This window comes from Ruania alba, from assembly GCF_900105765.1.
GTDB classification, from domain to species: Bacteria; Actinomycetota; Actinomycetes; order Actinomycetales; family Beutenbergiaceae; genus Ruania; species Ruania alba.
Genome location: NZ_FNTX01000002.1, coordinates 2,039,741 through 2,056,028, shown reverse-complemented (window position 1 = coordinate 2,056,028; position 16,288 = coordinate 2,039,741). Strand labels below are relative to the sequence as shown.

15 protein-coding genes and 1 pseudogene are annotated in these 16,288 nt (G+C 69.0%); 9 read left to right on the top strand and 7 right to left on the bottom strand.

Features of this window, described 5'->3' with window-relative positions; all coding sequences use genetic code 11:
• Positions 1–10 precede the first annotated feature (10 nt).
• Both BLU77_RS19590 and BLU77_RS19585 read right to left on the bottom strand, forming a co-directional pair.
• Positions 11–1,594 (bottom strand): hypothetical protein, encoded by a 1,584-nt coding sequence (locus BLU77_RS19590; protein ID WP_089774922.1) that lies wholly within the window; start codon positions 1,592–1,594, stop codon positions 11–13.
• Positions 1,564–2,442 (bottom strand): ABC transporter ATP-binding protein, encoded by an 879-nt coding sequence (locus BLU77_RS19585; protein WP_089776037.1) that lies wholly within the window; start codon positions 2,440–2,442, stop codon positions 1,564–1,566. The genes BLU77_RS19590 and BLU77_RS19585 overlap by 31 nt, the downstream gene beginning before the upstream one ends.
• 148 nt (positions 2,443–2,590) lie before the next feature.
• Here BLU77_RS19585 and BLU77_RS19580 point away from each other — a divergent pair, with 148 nt between their 5' ends.
• The gene (locus BLU77_RS19580; RefSeq protein WP_139177861.1) at positions 2,591–4,222 is read left to right on the top strand and encodes a DNA recombination protein RmuC; all 1,632 of its coding nucleotides are present in this window, start codon (positions 2,591–2,593) and stop codon (positions 4,220–4,222) included.
• A 131-nt stretch (positions 4,223–4,353) separates the two neighbouring features.
• On the opposite strand, the gene BLU77_RS19575 is transcribed toward BLU77_RS19580, so the two are convergent.
• Together BLU77_RS19575 and BLU77_RS19570 are read right to left on the bottom strand one after the other, a co-directional pair.
• Positions 4,354–5,370: a 4-hydroxy-3-methylbut-2-enyl diphosphate reductase gene (locus BLU77_RS19575; protein ID WP_089774918.1), complete on the bottom strand. Its 1,017-nt coding sequence runs from the start codon at positions 5,368–5,370 to the stop codon at positions 4,354–4,356.
• A 117-nt stretch (positions 5,371–5,487) separates the two neighbouring features.
• Positions 5,488–6,705 (bottom strand): DUF418 domain-containing protein, encoded by a 1,218-nt coding sequence (locus tag BLU77_RS19570; protein WP_089774916.1) that lies wholly within the window; start codon positions 6,703–6,705, stop codon positions 5,488–5,490.
• Positions 6,706–6,845: 140 nt separating this feature from the next.
• Between BLU77_RS19570 and xseA the strand changes: the two genes are divergently transcribed.
• From xseA to BLU77_RS19550, 4 genes are read left to right on the top strand one after another with little or no spacing between them, the layout of a single operon-like run.
• A complete protein-coding gene (gene xseA / locus BLU77_RS19565) occupies positions 6,846–8,132 on the top strand; it encodes an exodeoxyribonuclease VII large subunit (protein ID WP_089774913.1) in 1,287 nt (428 codons plus the stop codon).
• Complete coding sequence (locus BLU77_RS19560) at positions 8,074–8,439, top strand: exodeoxyribonuclease VII small subunit (protein ID WP_089774911.1); 366 nt, start codon at positions 8,074–8,076, stop codon at positions 8,437–8,439. Before xseA ends, BLU77_RS19560 begins: the two co-directional genes overlap by 59 nt.
• Positions 8,436–9,362 carry a carbohydrate kinase family protein gene (locus tag BLU77_RS19555; RefSeq protein WP_089774909.1) on the top strand — a complete coding sequence of 309 codons (927 nt, stop codon included), beginning with the start codon at positions 8,436–8,438 and terminating at the stop codon, positions 9,360–9,362. Before BLU77_RS19560 ends, BLU77_RS19555 begins: the two co-directional genes overlap by 4 nt.
• Entirely contained in the window at positions 9,359–10,024 is a 666-nt protein-coding gene (locus BLU77_RS19550; protein WP_089774907.1) for a carbonic anhydrase, read from the top strand. The genes BLU77_RS19555 and BLU77_RS19550 overlap by 4 nt, the downstream gene beginning before the upstream one ends.
• Positions 10,025–10,034: 10 nt before the next feature.
• Here BLU77_RS19550 and BLU77_RS19545 read toward each other — a convergent pair whose 3' ends face one another.
• The 3 genes and pseudogenes from BLU77_RS19545 to BLU77_RS19535 form a co-directional block, all read right to left on the bottom strand.
• A complete protein-coding gene (locus tag BLU77_RS19545; protein WP_089774905.1) occupies positions 10,035–11,576 on the bottom strand; it encodes a UDP-N-acetylglucosamine 1-carboxyvinyltransferase in 1,542 nt (513 codons plus the stop codon).
• A 160-nt stretch (positions 11,577–11,736) separates the two neighbouring features.
• A pseudogene (gene phoH2 / locus BLU77_RS19540) lies at positions 11,737–13,022 on the bottom strand (RNA 5'-3' helicase PhoH2).
• Positions 13,023–13,539: 517 nt separating this feature from the next.
• Entirely contained in the window at positions 13,540–14,301 is a 762-nt protein-coding gene (locus tag BLU77_RS19535) for an isoprenyl transferase (RefSeq protein ID WP_089774903.1), read from the bottom strand.
• A gap of 171 nt (positions 14,302–14,472) precedes the next feature.
• Here BLU77_RS19535 and BLU77_RS23110 point away from each other — a divergent pair, with 171 nt between their 5' ends.
• From BLU77_RS23110 to BLU77_RS19525, 4 genes are all read left to right on the top strand, one after another.
• Complete coding sequence (locus BLU77_RS23110) at positions 14,473–14,763, top strand: hemolysin III family protein (RefSeq protein WP_342741479.1); 291 nt, start codon at positions 14,473–14,475, stop codon at positions 14,761–14,763.
• Positions 14,736–15,041: a hemolysin III family protein gene (locus BLU77_RS23105; protein WP_342741478.1), complete on the top strand. Its 306-nt coding sequence runs from the start codon at positions 14,736–14,738 to the stop codon at positions 15,039–15,041. The genes BLU77_RS23110 and BLU77_RS23105 overlap by 28 nt, the downstream gene beginning before the upstream one ends.
• A complete protein-coding gene (locus BLU77_RS23100; RefSeq protein WP_342741492.1) occupies positions 14,939–15,157 on the top strand; it encodes a hemolysin III family protein in 219 nt (72 codons plus the stop codon). The genes BLU77_RS23105 and BLU77_RS23100 overlap by 103 nt, the downstream gene beginning before the upstream one ends.
• Positions 15,158–15,229: 72 nt before the next feature.
• Positions 15,230–16,273: a PPK2 family polyphosphate kinase gene (locus BLU77_RS19525; protein WP_175477235.1), complete on the top strand. Its 1,044-nt coding sequence runs from the start codon at positions 15,230–15,232 to the stop codon at positions 16,271–16,273.
• Positions 16,274–16,288: the final 15 nt, after the last annotated feature.

Sequence of the window (16,288 nt, the reverse complement as noted above, 5' to 3'; positions counted from 1 at the left end):
CTACGGGCGCCTACGCCTGGGCGAGGACCTGCTGCAGGATCTCCGGGGTGCGCCGGTCGTACCAGCGTCCACCGATCCGGATCCCGGCGACGCACACCACGGCGCCGATCACCACACCGAGCGCCAAGGTGACCCACCCGAAGGTGAGGGACACCGCGAGGGTGAGGACCGCCGTCACCAGGAACGGGAGGGACAGAGCCATGACGACGAGCAGGCCGAGGCCCTGCGCCACCATGGTGGCCATCGCCGCGCCCTGCGGCTGCTTCAACGGGCTCTCCCCAGGCTTCACCACGGGGTAGATCATCCGCGCCGAGACCACGCTGGACACGCCCAGCCCCACACCGAGCATCCCGAACGAGACACCCAGTACCAGGGGCGCCAGGTCCCAGCGGTCGGTCACGATGATCGACACCACGGCGAAGATCACTACCAGAACCGCACCGGGGATGCCGATCGCCATCGCTCGCCCGGCCCGGTCGGCACGGCCCGACGTTCCCGTGGAGACGTGCAGCGCGAACGCGGTGTGGTCGAACGAGATGTCGCTGGAGATCGTGAAACCCAGGATCCAGCCGACCAATGGCCCCACGATGAGCAGGAGTTCGGAGAATGCGCCACCGCCGGCCACCACCAGAATGATGGGCAGCAGCGGAATCACGGCCAGTGACGAGGAGTAGCGCGGATCGCGGATCCAGTAGGTCAACGCACGCGCCGCCACCGCACCGGTCGGAGTAGCCGGGAGCCGATCGAACCAGCCCAAGCCCTTGCCACGCCCGCCGGAGCCCGCCGTGGGCGGGGTGACCAAGGACCGTGCCAGCGCTCGATCCCACACCACCCAGAGCACCGTCAGGGTGAGCAAGACGATGGCGAGCCGTGCACCGGCCAGGCCCCATGCGCCGTCGTGGATGGCAGCCGCGATACCCCACGGGGCACCGAACGGCGTCCATGCAGCGATCTGAGCGACGTCGCTGATCAGCACGCGCGCCTGCTCCGCGGAGACGGAGCCGTCGTCGAAGTAGGCGGGGATCGTGCTGATCGCAGGCCCGATCATGACGATCGGCACGAGCGCGACGATGGCCAGGACCTCGCGGTACCGGCGCGACTCCAACAACGGGGCGAGCACGGTCGTCAGGGCGCGCGAGCCGATCACACAGCAGGCCACCGCCAGCAGGCCACCGATGACGGCGACCGGCACGATCGCCGGGGTGCGCCACCAGGCCAGGGCGAGCCCGACGGCGGCCAGCACCGTGGCAGCGCCGGGAATCGAGGTGAAGCCTGCCGCGGCGAGCCCGGTCAGAAGCCGGCGCCGAGGGATCCCGAAGCTCACGAATCGCTGCGGATCCAACGTGGCATCCACCCCGAACGCGAAGATCGGGATGATCCACCAGCCGAGGATCGCGAGCGCACCCACAAGCACGATCACCTGGCCGGTGAGCAGAGGATCGGTGCCACCTCCCGCGACGGCACCGACGATCGCCGTACCGATCACACCGAGGGCGTACAGCATCGCCAGGATGTAGCCGATGGTCTGCCACACGCTCCTGCGGAAGGTGTTCGCCAGCAGGGTCAGGCGGAGTCGGACGAAGTGCGCAACCACGCCAGTCCCTCCGTCTGCTGCCGGCCGCCGACGAGCTCGACGAACCGGTCTTCCAAGGACCCTCCGGCGCGGACGTCGTCGATGGTGCCCGCCGCTCGGATGTGACCGTCTGCGATCACGGCCACGTGGTCACACATCCGCTGCACCAGGTCCATCACGTGTGAGGACACGATCACGGTGCCGCCGGAGCGGACGTAGTCGCTGAGCATGTCCCTGATGTTCGCCGCCGAGACCGGGTCCACAGCCTCGAACGGCTCATCCAGCACGAGGATGCGCGGTGCGTGGATCAATGCGCAGCCCAGGGCGATCTTCTTGGTCATGCCGGCGGAGTAGTCCACCACGAAGGTGTTCTTGTCGGCCGTGAGGTCGAGTGCACGCAGCAGGTCCTCGGAGCGCTCGGCGACCATGTCGCGCTCCATCCCGCGGAGCAGTCCGGCATAGGTGAGCAGTTGCAGACCGGTGAGCCGGTCGAACAGCCGCACCCCGTCTGGCAGTACACCGAGTTGGGCCTTACCCGCGTCCGGGTCGGCCCAGAAGTCGGCGCCGTTGACCATGACAGCCCCGGCGTCGGGTCGCAGCAGTCCGGTGGCCATGGACAGTGTGGTGGTCTTGCCGGCCCCGTTCGGGCCCACGAAGCCGAAGAACGACCCACGCGGGACGTCCAGGTCGATGCCGGCGACGGCGGTCTTCTGCCCGAACCGCTTCCACAGCCCGCGGATCGACAATGCGGCCGACGGGTCAGGGGCGGCCGGCGACGGCGACGCCGTGGGCGTGTCGGCGCGCTGCGGGGCGTCGTGGCCGGTGTGGGGCGGTGCCCCGGCAGGGGGTGGTGCGAACGGGTCGGACATGAACACCAAGGTACGGGCCGTGCGGCCGGAACCGGATCCGCCGAGCGAGTGATTTCCCCGCTCCGACTCATCCTGGAAGTGGAGCCCGGCGGGCCTGCGCGGCGTGCCCGGACGGGCAATGTCGGTGGCACGTGGCACCGTGTGGGACATGGACATCCTGCTCGTGATTCTGGCCATGCTCGTGGGCCTCGCCCTCGGGGCGGTCGCCGGCGTCCTGCTCGCCCGTCGAGCCGCCCCGGGAGCCGACGAGATCGCGCGGCTCACCCAGCGCCTCGAGTCCGCCGAGACTCAGGCTGGGCACGTCCCGGTGCTCACCGAACGGCTCGCCGTCGAGCGCGAGTCTCACACGCGAGCCCTGACGGCGGCCGAGCGGGCAGCCGATGAGCGTTCCGACGTGGAGCGGGCCGCCTTCGAGCGGGAACGACAGGCGCTGCGCGCGGAGATCGACGCGGAACGTACCCGCGCCGCCGAGCGTCTGGATGAGTTGCGCACGGACGCCAAGCGGATGTCGGACGAGTTCGAGTCCCTCTCGGCCAAGGTCCTCGCACAGACCCAGGAGGCATTCTTCAAGCAGGCCGAGGAACGTTTCACCCGCGCCCAGGAGGCCTCGACGGCGGAGCTCGCCAAGCGTGAGCAGGCGGTGCGCACGCTGGTGGAACCCCTCACCCGCACCCTCACTGAGGTCAAGTCCGGGATGGACGCGGCCGAGAAGTCGCGCACCGAGGCTCACGCCACCCTGGCCGAGCAGGTGACGCAGATGCGATCGGACTCGGAGTACCTGCGCCAGGAGACCAGCCAGCTCGTCACGGCACTGCGGGCGCCGCAGGTACGTGGACGCTGGGGTGAGCTCCAGCTGCGCCGGGTGGTCGAGGTGGCCGGGATGATCGAACACGTCGACTTCGTGGAGCAGGAGTCCGTCACCACCGACGACGGTGTCCTGCGCCCCGATCTGATCGTCACCCTTCCCGGCGAGAAGCGGGTGGTGGTCGATGCCAAGGTCGCGTTCAACGGCTACCTCGAGGCGATGGAAGCGCGGGAGGACTCGGTGCGCACCGAACGCCTCAAGGCGCACGCCCGGCACGTGCGCGACCACGTGGACTCACTCGGCGCGAAGGCGTACTGGGAGCACTTCGAGCACACCCCCGAGTTCGTGGTGATGTTCCTGCCCGCCGAGTCCTTCCTGCAGGCCGCCCTGGAGCAGGATCCGGGTCTGATGGAGCGGGCGTTCGAGCGCAACGTCGTGCTCGCCACTCCGGCCACCCTGGTGGCGCTGCTGCGCACGGTGGCCTACACCTGGCGTCAGGAGCGGCTCGCTGCCGAGGCGGAGCAGGTGTTCCAGGTCGGTCGCGAGCTGCACAAGCGTCTCGGCACCCTGGGCAAGCACCTCACCACGCTCGGCAAGCGCCTGAACTCCACCGTGGAGGCCTACAACGCCTTCAACCGGTCGCTGGACTCCCAGGTGATCACCCAGGCACGGCGGTTCAGTGCCCTGCAGGGTCTGGAGCCCGAGCTCACCAGCCACCCGCCGCTGGAGGTGCTCGCCACACCGGCGCAGAAGCCGGACGCGTACGAGTCGCCTGAGGCGCGCGAAGACAGTGGCCCCGCCCAGCTGCCGGTGCGCGAACCCACCACACCCCTCCCGCTCGACGGGCTGACCCTGGAGTCCGACCCGGAGATCGCCTCACTCGTCAAGGACGCGTCTCGCGACGCCGACAAAGCCACACGCGCCCAGGGCGGCTCGACCGATGCAGCGCGTGGCGCGCGCTCCAAGCGGGCCTGACGCAGCGGGCGCAGGGCGTCGCGGCCACAAGAGAACACGACGCCGCACAGGTCACCCAGGCACGGGAACTTCCAGGCCAGGTGACGCACCACAAGGCCTGGTGACATACCTGTCCCAGGCGAGGGACGCCGTCAGGTAGCGGAGACGTCCAACGAGCGACGCGAGCCCCGCGCCGGACGGGGTACGGGCTGGCCGGCCTTCTTCAGGTCGGCCCGCAGTTCGCGCGGCAAGGAGAACATCAGATCCTCGGTCGCGGTGCGCACCTCGTCCACCTCGCCGAAGCCCCACTCACCGAGCTGGGTGATCACGTCACGCACGAGGATCTCCGGCACTGAGGCGCCCGAGCTCAGACCCACGCTGGTGGCCCCTTCGAACCAGGACGGGTCCAGTCCATCGGCGGTGTCCACACGGTAGGCGGATCGGGCGCCGGCTTCCAGCGCCACCTCCACCAGACGCACCGAGTTCGACGAGTTCGCTGACCCCACGACGATCATCACGTCGGCGTCGGGGGCGATCTTCTTCACCGCGACCTGCCGGTTCTGGGTGGCATAGCAGATGTCGTCGCTGGGTGGGTCCTGCAGGGCAGGGAACTTCTCCCGGAGTCGGCGTACCGTCTCCATGGTCTCGTCCACCGAGAGGGTGGTCTGGGAGAGCCAGACCACCTTCTCCGGGTCCCGGACGGTCACGCTGTCGACGGCGGCCGGGCCGTCCACGAGCTGGATGTGCTCGGGGGCCTCCCCGGCTGTGCCCTCGACCTCTTCGTGCCCGTCATGCCCGATGAGCAGGATGTCGTACTCGTCCTTGGCGAACCGGACCGCTTCCTTATGCACCTTCGTCACCAGCGGGCAGGTGGCGTCGATGGTGTCCAGGTTCCGCTCGGCTGCCTGGGCGTGCACTGCGGGCGAGACGCCGTGCGCGGAGAAGATCACCCGGGCGCCCTCGGGCACCTCGTCGGTCTCGTGCACGAAGATCGCTCCGCGCTTGGAGAGCGTCTCCACCACGAACTTGTTGTGCACGATCTCCTTGCGCACGTAGATCGGCGCCCCATAGTGGTCGAGGGCCTGCTCGACGGCTTCGACAGCCCGATCGACCCCCGCGCAGTAGCCACGAGGGGCGGCGAGCAGGATGCGCTTGGTGGAGGTGGTCACTCTTGCAGTCTACGTGCCGGGTCCAGGCTGGAGCCGGTGGCAACTGTGGGATCAGCCACCCTGCGCACGATGCCGCGGGGGCACCAGAACGTCGCGTCGGTCGTCAGCGGCGAGACGTCAGCGGTAGGCGAGCCTGCGTAACACTGCCTCGGCCGGGCCTCGAGTGCCGCGCCGTTCGAGCACGTAAGCCAGGACCGCGAGCACCACCCAGCCGAGGCATGCGATCGCCGCCACCCCGGCGCTGTTCAGATTCGCGCCGAGCCCGATGCCCCACGCACTGAGCAGCGGTGCGAACAGCACCGATTGCCCCAGATAGCTGGACAGGGACCGCTTGCCGACCGCCTGGATCGCCACCACGGGCACGCTGCGGGCCACCGGCGAGGACTGCACACGGGCGGCGATCAGGGTGAACAGGGCGACATAGCCGAGACCCCCGAACAGGCCGGTGAGCGACTGGGTCAGGGTGAAGATCCACGCCTGGTGCTCGCCGATGCCGATCACCCCCACATGGGTGAGCGCGTTGGGCAGGCCACCGAGCAGTCCCACGCTCACCCCGATCACTGCCGTGCGGCGCAGCAGGCGGAGGTGCTGACCGGGGTTCTCCAGGATCTGGCGCCTGCTCGCCCAGAACGCGAGCAGGATCATCACCGGCACGACCAGTCCGAGAATGCCCTGGCCGAGGGCGATCAACGGCCACATCGCCAGGCGCGCCAGCACCGAGGCCCCGTAGTTCTCCTCAGCATTGATCGCAGCAGTGTCGCCGAAGCCGCCCTGGTCGATCGTCATGTCGGCAGGCATGAACGGCAGCGAGACCAGACCCAGCACGGTGACGAGGGTCAGCAGCCCGGTCAGCACCGCCGACCACACGATCAAGGTGCGGTCCATCCGGCGGAAGAAGATCCACACCAGGACCAGACCCACCAGCCCGTAAGCACCGACGATGTCGCCGAACCACAGTAGCGCGGCGTGGACGACGCCGAACACGATCATCCACCAGTGCCGTCGGCGCAGGATGGCCCGCGCGGCCCGATCGGTCACCCCGGCCTCGATCTGGCGGCGGTACAGCTGCACGATGCCGTACCCGAACAGGAACGCGAACAACGGGTAGATGCGTGCGTCGACCGCGGCGATCAGGAGGAACTGCACCACGCGGTCGAGCACTGACCCGTCCGTGGGGTGTGCCGACACCCCGTTCGTGTCCTGCCCGTACAGGAACCACGGGGTGTTCGCCAGGGCGATCAGCAGCAGCATGAACCCGCGCGCGAGGTCCGGTGCGAGGGCACGCTCGGACGAACTGACCGGTCCACGGCGCGCCTGTGGGGTTGGGAGTGTCATGGGTCCAGCCTGGCGAGGCAGGGGCACCGGCACATCCGCCGTCCGGGTGATTGTGCTGCCGCCGGCTCCCCAGCGAGGAGGAGACGCCCGGTGTCCGCGTCACAGCACCGACCGTCGGTGCGATACGGCACCCTAGGAGCATGAGCACGTCCGATCCATCCGGTGTCCCGGCGCCCAGCGACCTGCCCGCCCGGGCCCTGGAGACCACGGCCGAGCGGCCGTGGCCCGTGCGGCTGCTCTCGTCGAAGATCGCCGACTACGTCAACAAGATGGCACCTGTCTGGGTGGAGGGGCAGCTCGTCCAGGTCAACCGGCACAATGCCTCGGCGACCGCCTACCTCACCCTGCGCGACACCGATGTGGACATGTCCCTGAACGTGACGATGCTCAAGCGCATCCTCCAGAGCATGAGCACTCCCGTGGAAGAGGGGGCGCACGTGGTGGTGCATGCCAAGCCGTCCTTCTGGACCAAGCGGGGCACGTTGAGCCTGCGTGCCACGGACATCCGCGCGATCGGCCTGGGCGAACTGCTCGCCAGGATCGAACAGTTGAAGCGGGTGCTCGCCGCCGAGGGTCTCTTCGATGTCGATCGCAAGCGGCCGCTACCGTTCCTTCCTGCCCGGGTCGGGCTGATCAGCGGTCGCGAGGCCAAGGCCCAGCACGACGTTCTGGTCAATGCACGCGCTCGGTGGCCGCAGGTTCAGTTCGAGCTGCGGGAGGTCGCCGTTCAGGGCCCGAACAGCGTGCGTGAGGTCTCCGCGGCGATCGCCGAGCTGGACGCCGACCCGGATGTGGACGTGATCGTGGTGGCCCGCGGTGGTGGTTCGGTCGAGGATCTGCTGCCGTTCTCCAACGAGACGCTCGTGCGCGCCGCCGCTGCCTGCGGCACGCCCTTGGTCGCCGCGATCGGGCACGAGACAGACTGCCCACTGCTGGACCTGGTGGCCGACTATCGGGCCTCCACGCCCACCGACGCCGCCAAGCACATCGTGCCGGACGTCGCTGCCGAGCTCACCCGCATCGATCAGGCCCGCGAGCGGATGGCACGCGCCATCCACCGCCGGGTGGCCCTGGAGTCCGAACGACTGACCGCCCTGCGTTCGCGACCGGTACTGGCCCGGCCCGAGGTACTGGTCACGGCCCGTCGCGAGACCCTCGAGCGGCTCCGGATCGAAGCCCGGGCTGCGTTCAGCGCACGCCTGGAGCGTGGCCGCAGCGAGGTGGGCCATCTCCGGACGGCGTTGCGCACCCTCTCCCCTGAGGCCACCCTGCGCCGTGGGTACGCCGTGCTGCGGTCCGACGACGGCGCCGTCGTGCGCGCACCGCAGGACGTCGCCGTCGGCGACTCGCTGACCGCACTGGTCGCTGATGGCGCCCTCACCGTTTCGGTCCGTGACATCGGCCCGACCCGTGACTCCACGACGTGATTGGATAACCCCCGTGACTGCTGCCCCCGACGTCTCCACCCTGAGCTACGAGCAAGCACGTGACGAGCTCGTGGACGTGGTCGGCAAGCTGGAGAGCGGCGCCGCGTCCCTGGAAGAGTCGTTGACACTGTGGGAACGCGGCGAGGCCCTCGCCGACCGCTGCCAGGCATGGCTCGACACTGCCCGTGACCGGCTCGCGGCCGCGCAGAGCGCTCGGGAGGGTGAGGGCAGCGACGGCGACGGACCGCGACTCGAGAACTCAGGCCCCGAAGGCACACCGGACGAAGACGAGGAGACACAGCGATGACCCACGCGTTGGTGATCGGCGAGGCACTGGTGGACGTGGTCCATGCGGCCGACGGCACCGTCACCGAGCACCCGGGTGGGTCTCCCGCCAACGTGGCGCTCGGCCTGGCCCGGCTGGGGCGGCACACCGAGCTCGCCACCTGGCTCGGCAAGGACGCCCGCGGCAGGCTGGTCAGTGACCACCTCACCGCCAGTGGCGTTCACCTCGTCCCGGGCTCGGACCATGCCGAGCGCACCTCCACCTCTCAGGCGACGCTCGCCGCCGACGGCAGCGCCACCTATACTTTCGACCTCACCTCTCGGGTGCCCGAGGTCGCGCTCGACGACACCGTCGCCGTCCTGCACTCCGGCTCCATCGGCGCCACCTTGGCGCCCGGCGGCGCCGCCGTGGCGGAGATCGCGGCGGCCGCTCGCGAGCATGCCACGATCAGCTACGACCCGAACGCGCGTCCCACCATCATGGGCGCCGCCGACAGTGTGCGCGGGCACATCGAGCACCTGGTGAGCCTGGCCGACGTCGTCAAGGTGTCCGACGAGGACATCGCCTGGCTCTATCCCGATGACGACGACATCGACGCGGTCCGCCGCTGGTCCCGGTCCGGCCCGTCCGTCGTGATCCTCACCCGTGGCGGTACGGGCTCGGTCGGGGTCACCGCAACCGGTGTGGAGGTGGAGGTGCCCGCACCGCGGGTGGACGTCGTGGACACCGTGGGCGCCGGCGACTCCTATATGAGCGGGCTGCTGGATGCCCTGTGGACCGCCCGGCTGCTCGGTGCGAAGCGTCGGGACGCCCTCACCCTCATCGACGCCGACACCCTGCGCACCGCGATGGAACGCGCGGCGCGCATCGCGGCGATCGTCGTCTCCCGAGCGGGAGCGAACCCCCCGACCCGCAAGGAGCTGGAGAACGAGGTAGTCGGATGACCGCGAACGACCGTCCCGCGACCCCCGCCGAAGCATGGGCAGCCCTTCAGGAGGGCAATACCCGATTCATCTCCGGGGAGATGGCTCATCCCAGTCAGGACGCTCAGCGCCGGGCCGAGCTCTCCTCCGCCCAGTACCCGTTCGCGGTGCTGTTCGGATGCTCGGACTCCCGGGTGGCCGCAGAGATCATCTTCGACCGCGGCCTGGGTGACCTGTTCGTGGTAAGGACCGCCGGGCACGTCGTGGACACCACAGTGATCGGGTCGATCGAGTACGGCGTCGATGTGCTGGGTGCACCGCTGGTGGTGGTGCTCGGGCACGACAGCTGTGGTGCGATCGCGGCCGCCAACCAGGCGCTGACCACCGGTGATCTGCCGTCGAACTTCGTCCGCGCCGTGGTGGACCGGGTGATCCCGAGCCTGGTCACCGGTGCCGGGAGCCCTGACGGCGTCCGCGCGGCCACCGATGATCCTCGGACCGTCCGTCTGCCGGACCTGGAGAACCTTCAGTCCGAGCATGTGCGCGCCACAGTCCGGATGCTGCACTCCTACTCCGCCACGCTCGCGACGGCGGTCGAGGAAGGGCGCTGCGCGATCGTGGGTCTGGAGTACGCCCTGGCGGACGGGAAGGCTCGCCAGGTGGAGGTCATCGGCTCGATCTGACCAGCCGGGCTCAGTCGCGGAACGTCTCGATCTGCGCGCCGAGCTCGATCAGCCGTTCCTGCAGCTGCTCATAGCCTCGGGCAATGATGTCGACGTTACGGAGCACCGAGGTACCCTTCGCCGCCAACATGCCGAGCAGAATCACGACGGCGGGACGCAGCGCCGGAGGGCAACTCACCTCGGCTCCGGACCAGCGAGTCGGGCCGGTCACGTCGAGCCGGTGCGGGTCGAGCAGCCGAACGTCAGCGCCCAGCCGGGTCAGGTCGGTGAGGTGGATGGCCCGGTTGTCGTAGACCCAGTCGTGGATCAACGTCGTTCCCGAGGCGGCCGCAGCGATCACGGCGAAGAAGGGCAGGTTGTCGATGTTCAGGCCGGGGAACGGCATCGGGTGGATCTTGTCGATCGGGGCCTGCAGTTCGCTCGGGCGCACGGTCACATCCACGAGCCGGGTGCGGCCGTTCGCCGCCGGGTACTCCGGAGAGAGGGTGTAGCGCAGCCCCATCTCGGCCAGGGTGGCAAGCTCGATCTCCATGAACTCCACCGGCACCCGGGCCACCGTGATCTCCGAGTCGGTGACGATCCCGGCGGTGATGAGGCTCATCGCCTCCACGGGGTCCTCCCCGGGGGCGTACTCGACGTCAGCGTCGATATCGGCCAGCCCGTGCACGCGAAGCGTCGTGGTGCCGATGCCTTCGATCCGTACCCCGAGCAGCTCCAGGTAGAAGCACAGATCCTGCACCATGTAGTTCGGGCTGGCGTTGCGCAGGGTCGTGACACCGGGGTGGCGTGCCGCAGCCATCAGCGCGTTCTCGGTCACGGTGTCGCCGCGCTCGGTGAGCACCACCGTGATCTCATTGGGCCGGTCGGGCTGCACGGTGGCCTCGTACTGGCCGGCCGTGGCCACCACGTCGAGTCCGAACGGACGCAGGGCGATCATGTGGGGCTCCACCGTGCGGGTGCCGAGGTCGCAACCGCCCGCATAGGGCAGGTTGAAAGCGCTCTCCCGGCCCAGCAACGGACCGAGGAACATGATGATGCTGCGGGTGCGGCGAGCCGCTTCCTCATCGATGGCGCTCAGATCCAGCTCCGCCGGGGGCACGATCTCGAGGTCCTTCCCGTCGGCGGACCACGTGGCACGGACCCCGATCGAGCGCAAGACGTCCACGATCCGGTCCACCTCCACGATCCGGGCGACCTGACGCAACGTGGTCCGACCCCGGTTCAGCAGGGAGGCACACAGCAGGGCGACCGCACCGTTCTTGGAGGACTTCACGGTGATCGTCCCAGAGAGCTGCTGACCACCGGTCACCCGCAGGTGGGCGGCGCGAGGTGTCCCGATGGAGAGCAGGTCCGCATCCAGTGCGCCATTGATCCGGGCGAGCAGCTCGACCGAGAGGTTCTGGCTGCCTTGCTCGATCCGGGCGATCGCGCTCTGACTGGTGCTGAGGCGCTCCGCGAGCTGAGTCTGGGTCAGGCCCCTGTTCTGGCGCGCACCGCGAATGAGAGTGCCGATCTCCGCGAGTGAGGTCTGGGTGTCGTCAATCACCGTCATACGAGCACAATATCTCGGATCTGAGATATCGATCGGCATCTGTGCGGCAATCACGAAACCTTCACGACCTCGTCACCCATCCCGAGCATAGGTCGGCCCGCCTCAGTCAGGACCGAGGCGGGCCGATCAACGGATGGTGAGGGACGCCGTCGTGGGCTGCTCAGGCCCCTTCGAGCATCTCGGTGACCAGAGCGGCAACGGGTGAACGCTCGGACCGGGTGAGCGTGACGTGCGCGAACAACGGGTGCCCCTTGAGGGACTCGATCACTGCAGCGACGCCGTCGTGCCGGCCCACCCGCAGGTTGTCCCGCTGGGCGACGTCATGGGTGAGCACCACCCGCGAGCTCTGGCCGATCCTAGACAGCACGGTCAGCAGCACGTTCCGCTCCAACGACTGCGCCTCGTCCACGATCACGAAGGCGTCGTGCAGCGAGCGACCACGGATGTGAGTGAGCGGGAGCACCTCGAGCATCCCCCGGTCCATCACCTCGTCGACCACGTCGGAGGAGACGACGGCACCCAGGGTGTCGAACACCGCCTGCGCCCAGGGGTTCATCTTCTCCGACTCGCTGCCCGGCAGGTACCCGAGCTCCTGGCCACCGACCGCGTAGAGCGGGCGGAAGACCATCACCTTGCGGTGCTCCCGGCGCTCCAGCACCGCCTCCAGGCCGGCACTGAGGGCGAGCGCGGACTTCCCCGTTCCCGCTCGCCCACCGAGGGAGACGATGCCGATCTCGGAGTCGAGCAGCAGATCGATCGCGATCCGCTGCTCGGCGCTGCGCCCGTGCATCCCGAAGACGTCCCGATCCCCGCGGACGACTTTGATCTGCTTGTCCGGGGTGATCCGACCCAGCGCCGACCCGCGCGGGGAGTGCAGGACCAGCCCGGTGTGGCACGGCAGGTCCCGTAGCGGCTCGCTCGCGGCCACGTCCGCGACGGCCAGCTGCTCCTCGCCGAACAGGCGACTCATCTCCTCCTCCGAGAGCGACCCTTCGGCCATTCCGCGGAATCCGGAGTCGACCGCGAGCTGGGCGCGGTACTCCTGGGCGCACATCCCCACTGCCGAGGCCTTCACCCGCATCGGCAGATCCTTGGACACCACCACCACGGACGTCCCTTCGGCCCGTAGGTTCGCGGCCACGGAGAGGATCCGGGTGTCGTTGTCGCCCAGGCGCATCCCGGACGGCAGCACCATCGGGTCGGAGTGGTTGAGCTCGACGCGGATCGTCCCCCGGCCTCCCCCACGGGTACCGGCTGGTCCAGGAAGCCGTGCGCGACCCGCAGGTCGTCCAAGTGCCGCAGAGCACTGCGGGCGAAGTACCCGAGCTCGGGGTGGTGACGCTTCGCCTCGAGCTCGGTGACCACCACGATCGGCAGAACGACGTCATGCTCGGCGAACCGGAAGATGGCGCGGGGGTCCGACAGCAGCACGGAGGTGTCCAGCACATAGGTGGTGCGTTCGCCGTCGGGGCGGGACCAGCCACCGGCAGTACGCCAGGCTGTCCCTCACCACCCTCCGGCGCATCGGTCGGGGTGTCGAACGTGAGGGACTCTCGGCTCACGGCTAGCTCCTCCAGGCGGGCCTGACCTGCCGCTCTCGTGCGTGCGACAGGCTCGGGGTGAGAACGGGAGGCACCACATGAGCGCAGGCGGCCGGTGGCTCCACCTGCGGACTCGTCTGCGTCATGGGCTGGCCTTCCGGCGAACGACCGGGATGTCGTCCGGTGAGCCCAACGTACGACGGCGCAGCATGCGTGTCGTTGATTGGCGCGGCGTGGCGACCAATCACCATGAGAGTTCACCGGCCCGTCATCGGCCGTCCCACGTCTCGTTCCCGGCTGCCCCTGCAGTTACGCACCCACCACCCTGGGCCGAGCGCAGCCTGGTGCGGCGTGGCGGGCACTGAACGCCGCACAGGGTTGCGCTCAGCGAGGGGGACGCTGCGCTCGGTGAGGAGGGGGCGCTACCGCCCGAGGCGCCGCTCTCGCCCGGCGTAGGAACGCAGCGCACGCAGGAAGTCCACCCGCCGGAAGTCCGGCCAGAACGCCTCACAGAAGTAGAACTCGCTCTGCTCGCTCTGCCAGAGCAGGAAGCCGCCCAGGCGTTGCTCGCCGGAGGTGCGGATCACCAGGTCCGGATCCGGCTGGCCCTTGGTGTACAGGTGCGCCGTGATCGTCTCCGGCGTCACCGTCTCCTCCAGGTCGCTCAACGGCCGGCCGGACTTCACATACTCGGCGATGAGGGAGCGCACCGCGCCCGCGATCTCGTGCCGTCCGCCATAGCCCACCGCGATGTTGACATGGATCCCGTCCACGTCGCTGGTCATCGCCTCCGACGCACGCAGCCGCTCCACGATGGGCTCGGGAAGTAGGTCCAGCTCGCCCACCAGCTGCAGTCGCCACCGTCGAGTGGTGGCCAAGGTCGCCACCGCGGCGGCGATGATCTCCAGCAGGTCCTTCACCTCGCGGGAGTCCCGATCGAGATTGTTCGTGGAGAGCATCCACAGCGTGACCAGCTTGATGTTGACACCCTCGCACCAGCCGAGCAGGTCGACGATCCGTTCCGCGCCGGCCTGGTGGCCCTGCGCAGGCTCGAGTCCCGCCGAACGGGCCCAGCGGCGATTGCCGTCGAGGAGCACGCCCACGTGGTGGGGCAGGCGGGCACCGTCGAGCGAGCGGGTGAGTCGTCGTTCGTAAAGTCCGTACAGGAACGCGGGTGGGCGCATCGGTTGGCGACCTCCTTCGCTCCCAGGATCGCCGGTCAGGAGTCGCCGGCCAAGTCCACGACGCCGTGCACACCGTACCTTCACAGGAGCGGTCGCATACCTACGCACCCGTAACCTACGATTGCGTAGAAAGGGGCACTGCCACCCGCCACCCCACGTCTGGAGCGCACCATGGCCCGCACCCCTGCGGCACTCGCCGACTCCGCCTCCCCGGCGCACTCCCCCGGGGCCAAACCGAGGCTGCGCGGGTGGATCCACAGCGTGATGGCGCCGATCGCCTTGGTCATCGGCCTGGTGCTGGTGATCGGTTCGCCCTCCACGACGGCTGCGGTCACGACGACAATCTTCGCGTTCACCACGGTGCTGCTGTTCACCACCAGCGCCGTGTATCACCGCGGCACCTGGTCCCCCGCGTGCACGACACGCTGCGGCGGATGGATCACTCGAACATCTTCCTGGTGATCGCCGGCACCTACACACCGCTCGCAGCGCTGCTCCTTCCCGAGGCCACGGCACGCGTCATGCTGATCGTGGTCTGGTCCGGCGCCCTCGTCGGTCTGCTCGCCCGGGTGCTCTGGCTCGGTGCCCCGCGTTGGTTCTACGTGCCCGTCTACCTGGCACTGGGCTGGGTGGCCGTCTGGTTCCTCCCGGAGTTCTGGATCTCCGGGAGCGCTGCCATCGCCCTCCTGGTGATCATCGGGGGATCGGTTACACCGGCGGTGCCATCGCCTACGGGCTGAAGCGACCCAATCTCGTCCCGGGCTGGTTCGGCTTCCACGAACTGTTCCACGCCGGCACCGTGATCGGGTACGTCTGCCACGCCGCCGCGATCGGTCTCGCGGTGCTCGCCCGCTGAAGCCTCCCAGCACCCCTCGGCGGATCACTGCACTCCCAGTAGGGTGGACGAACCCCAGCCGAAAGGACTTCCATGGCGCACGACTGGCACGCCCCCGTCGCGGACCTGCTCCGCGTGCACGACGACTTCGACCTGAGCACCGTCGACCGAGCCGGCACCCCCGGCTGGAAGCACGGGAAGAAGGCCGCGAAGAAGGCGCTCGCCGAGCGCGGTGAACGCCTCTCCGAGCTCCAGGAGCGCCTGTTCGCCGAGGGCCGGACCGGCGGCACTCGATCGGTGCTGCTCGTGCTGCAGGGGCTGGATACCGCGGGCAAGGGCGGCATCGTGCGCCACGTGCTGGGCATGGTGGACCCGCAGGGTGTGGATCTCGCCTCGTTCGGCGTGCCCACCGCGGAGGAGAAGAAGCATCACCACCTGTGGCGGATCCGCCGCGCCCTCCCGCAGCCCGGGCAGATCGGTGTGTTCGACCGCTCCCACTACGAGCAGGTGCTGGTGGTGAGGGTGGAGGGGCTCGAACCGGCCGAGCTGCATGAGAAGCGCTATGACGAGCTGGTGCGCTTCGACCAGAAGACGGCCGCCACGGACACCACGATCATCAAGGTCGCGCTGATGGTCTCCCACGAGGAGCAGGGTGAGCGACTCGCCGAGCGACTCGACCGGCCGGACAAGCACTGGAAGTACAACCCGAGCGACCTGGAGACCCGGGCGAAGTGGGACCAGTACCAGGCCGCCTACCAGCAGATGCTCGAGCGCACCTCGATCGACGAGGCCCCGTGGTACGTGGTGCCCGCCGACCGCAAGTGGTACGCGCGGCTCGCGGTGACCCAGCTGTTGCTGGACGCGCTGGAGTCGCTCGAGCTGACCTGGCCGGAAGCCGACTACGACGTCAAGAAGCAGCAGGAGCTGCTCGCCGCGACGCAGCGCCCGACCAGTAAGGGCACGAAGGCGGCCAGCATCAAGGGTTCGGGCACGACGAAGAGCTCAGCCGCGAAGAAGAACTCATCGGCGAAGAAGGCGGACACCAACACGAAGCCATCGGCCCCGAAGAAGGGCAAGAAGGCCGCGACGAAAAAGAACTCACCGGCGAAGAAGCCCACGAAGGGCAAGAAGGGCTGACGGCGCTGGGGCTGT

Excerpts from the sequence above, each read along its gene's own strand:
- BLU77_RS19535 (WP_089774903.1), bottom strand. The coding sequence starts at position 14,301 with ATGCGCCCACCCGCGTTCCTGTACGGACTTTACGAACGACGACTCACC.
- BLU77_RS19560 (WP_089774911.1), top strand. The coding sequence starts at position 8,074 with ATGGCGCCCTCACCGTTTCGGTCCGTGACATCGGCCCGACCCGTGACT.
- BLU77_RS19545 (WP_089774905.1), bottom strand. The coding sequence starts at position 11,576 with ATGACGGTGATTGACGACACCCAGACCTCACTCGCGGAGATCGGCACT.
- BLU77_RS19525 (WP_175477235.1), top strand. The coding sequence starts at position 15,230 with ATGGCGCACGACTGGCACGCCCCCGTCGCGGACCTGCTCCGCGTGCAC.
- BLU77_RS19570 (WP_089774916.1), bottom strand. The coding sequence starts at position 6,705 with ATGACACTCCCAACCCCACAGGCGCGCCGTGGACCGGTCAGTTCGTCC.
- BLU77_RS23105 (WP_342741478.1), top strand. The coding sequence starts at position 14,736 with ATGGATCACTCGAACATCTTCCTGGTGATCGCCGGCACCTACACACCG.
- BLU77_RS19550 (WP_089774907.1), top strand. The coding sequence starts at position 9,359 with ATGACCGCGAACGACCGTCCCGCGACCCCCGCCGAAGCATGGGCAGCC.
- BLU77_RS19585 (WP_089776037.1), bottom strand. The coding sequence starts at position 2,442 with ATGTCCGACCCGTTCGCACCACCCCCTGCCGGGGCACCGCCCCACACC.
- BLU77_RS19580 (WP_139177861.1), top strand. The coding sequence starts at position 2,591 with ATGGACATCCTGCTCGTGATTCTGGCCATGCTCGTGGGCCTCGCCCTC.
- BLU77_RS19555 (WP_089774909.1), top strand. The coding sequence starts at position 8,436 with ATGACCCACGCGTTGGTGATCGGCGAGGCACTGGTGGACGTGGTCCAT.
- xseA (WP_089774913.1), top strand. The coding sequence starts at position 6,846 with ATGAGCACGTCCGATCCATCCGGTGTCCCGGCGCCCAGCGACCTGCCC.
- BLU77_RS23110 (WP_342741479.1), top strand. The coding sequence starts at position 14,473 with ATGGCCCGCACCCCTGCGGCACTCGCCGACTCCGCCTCCCCGGCGCAC.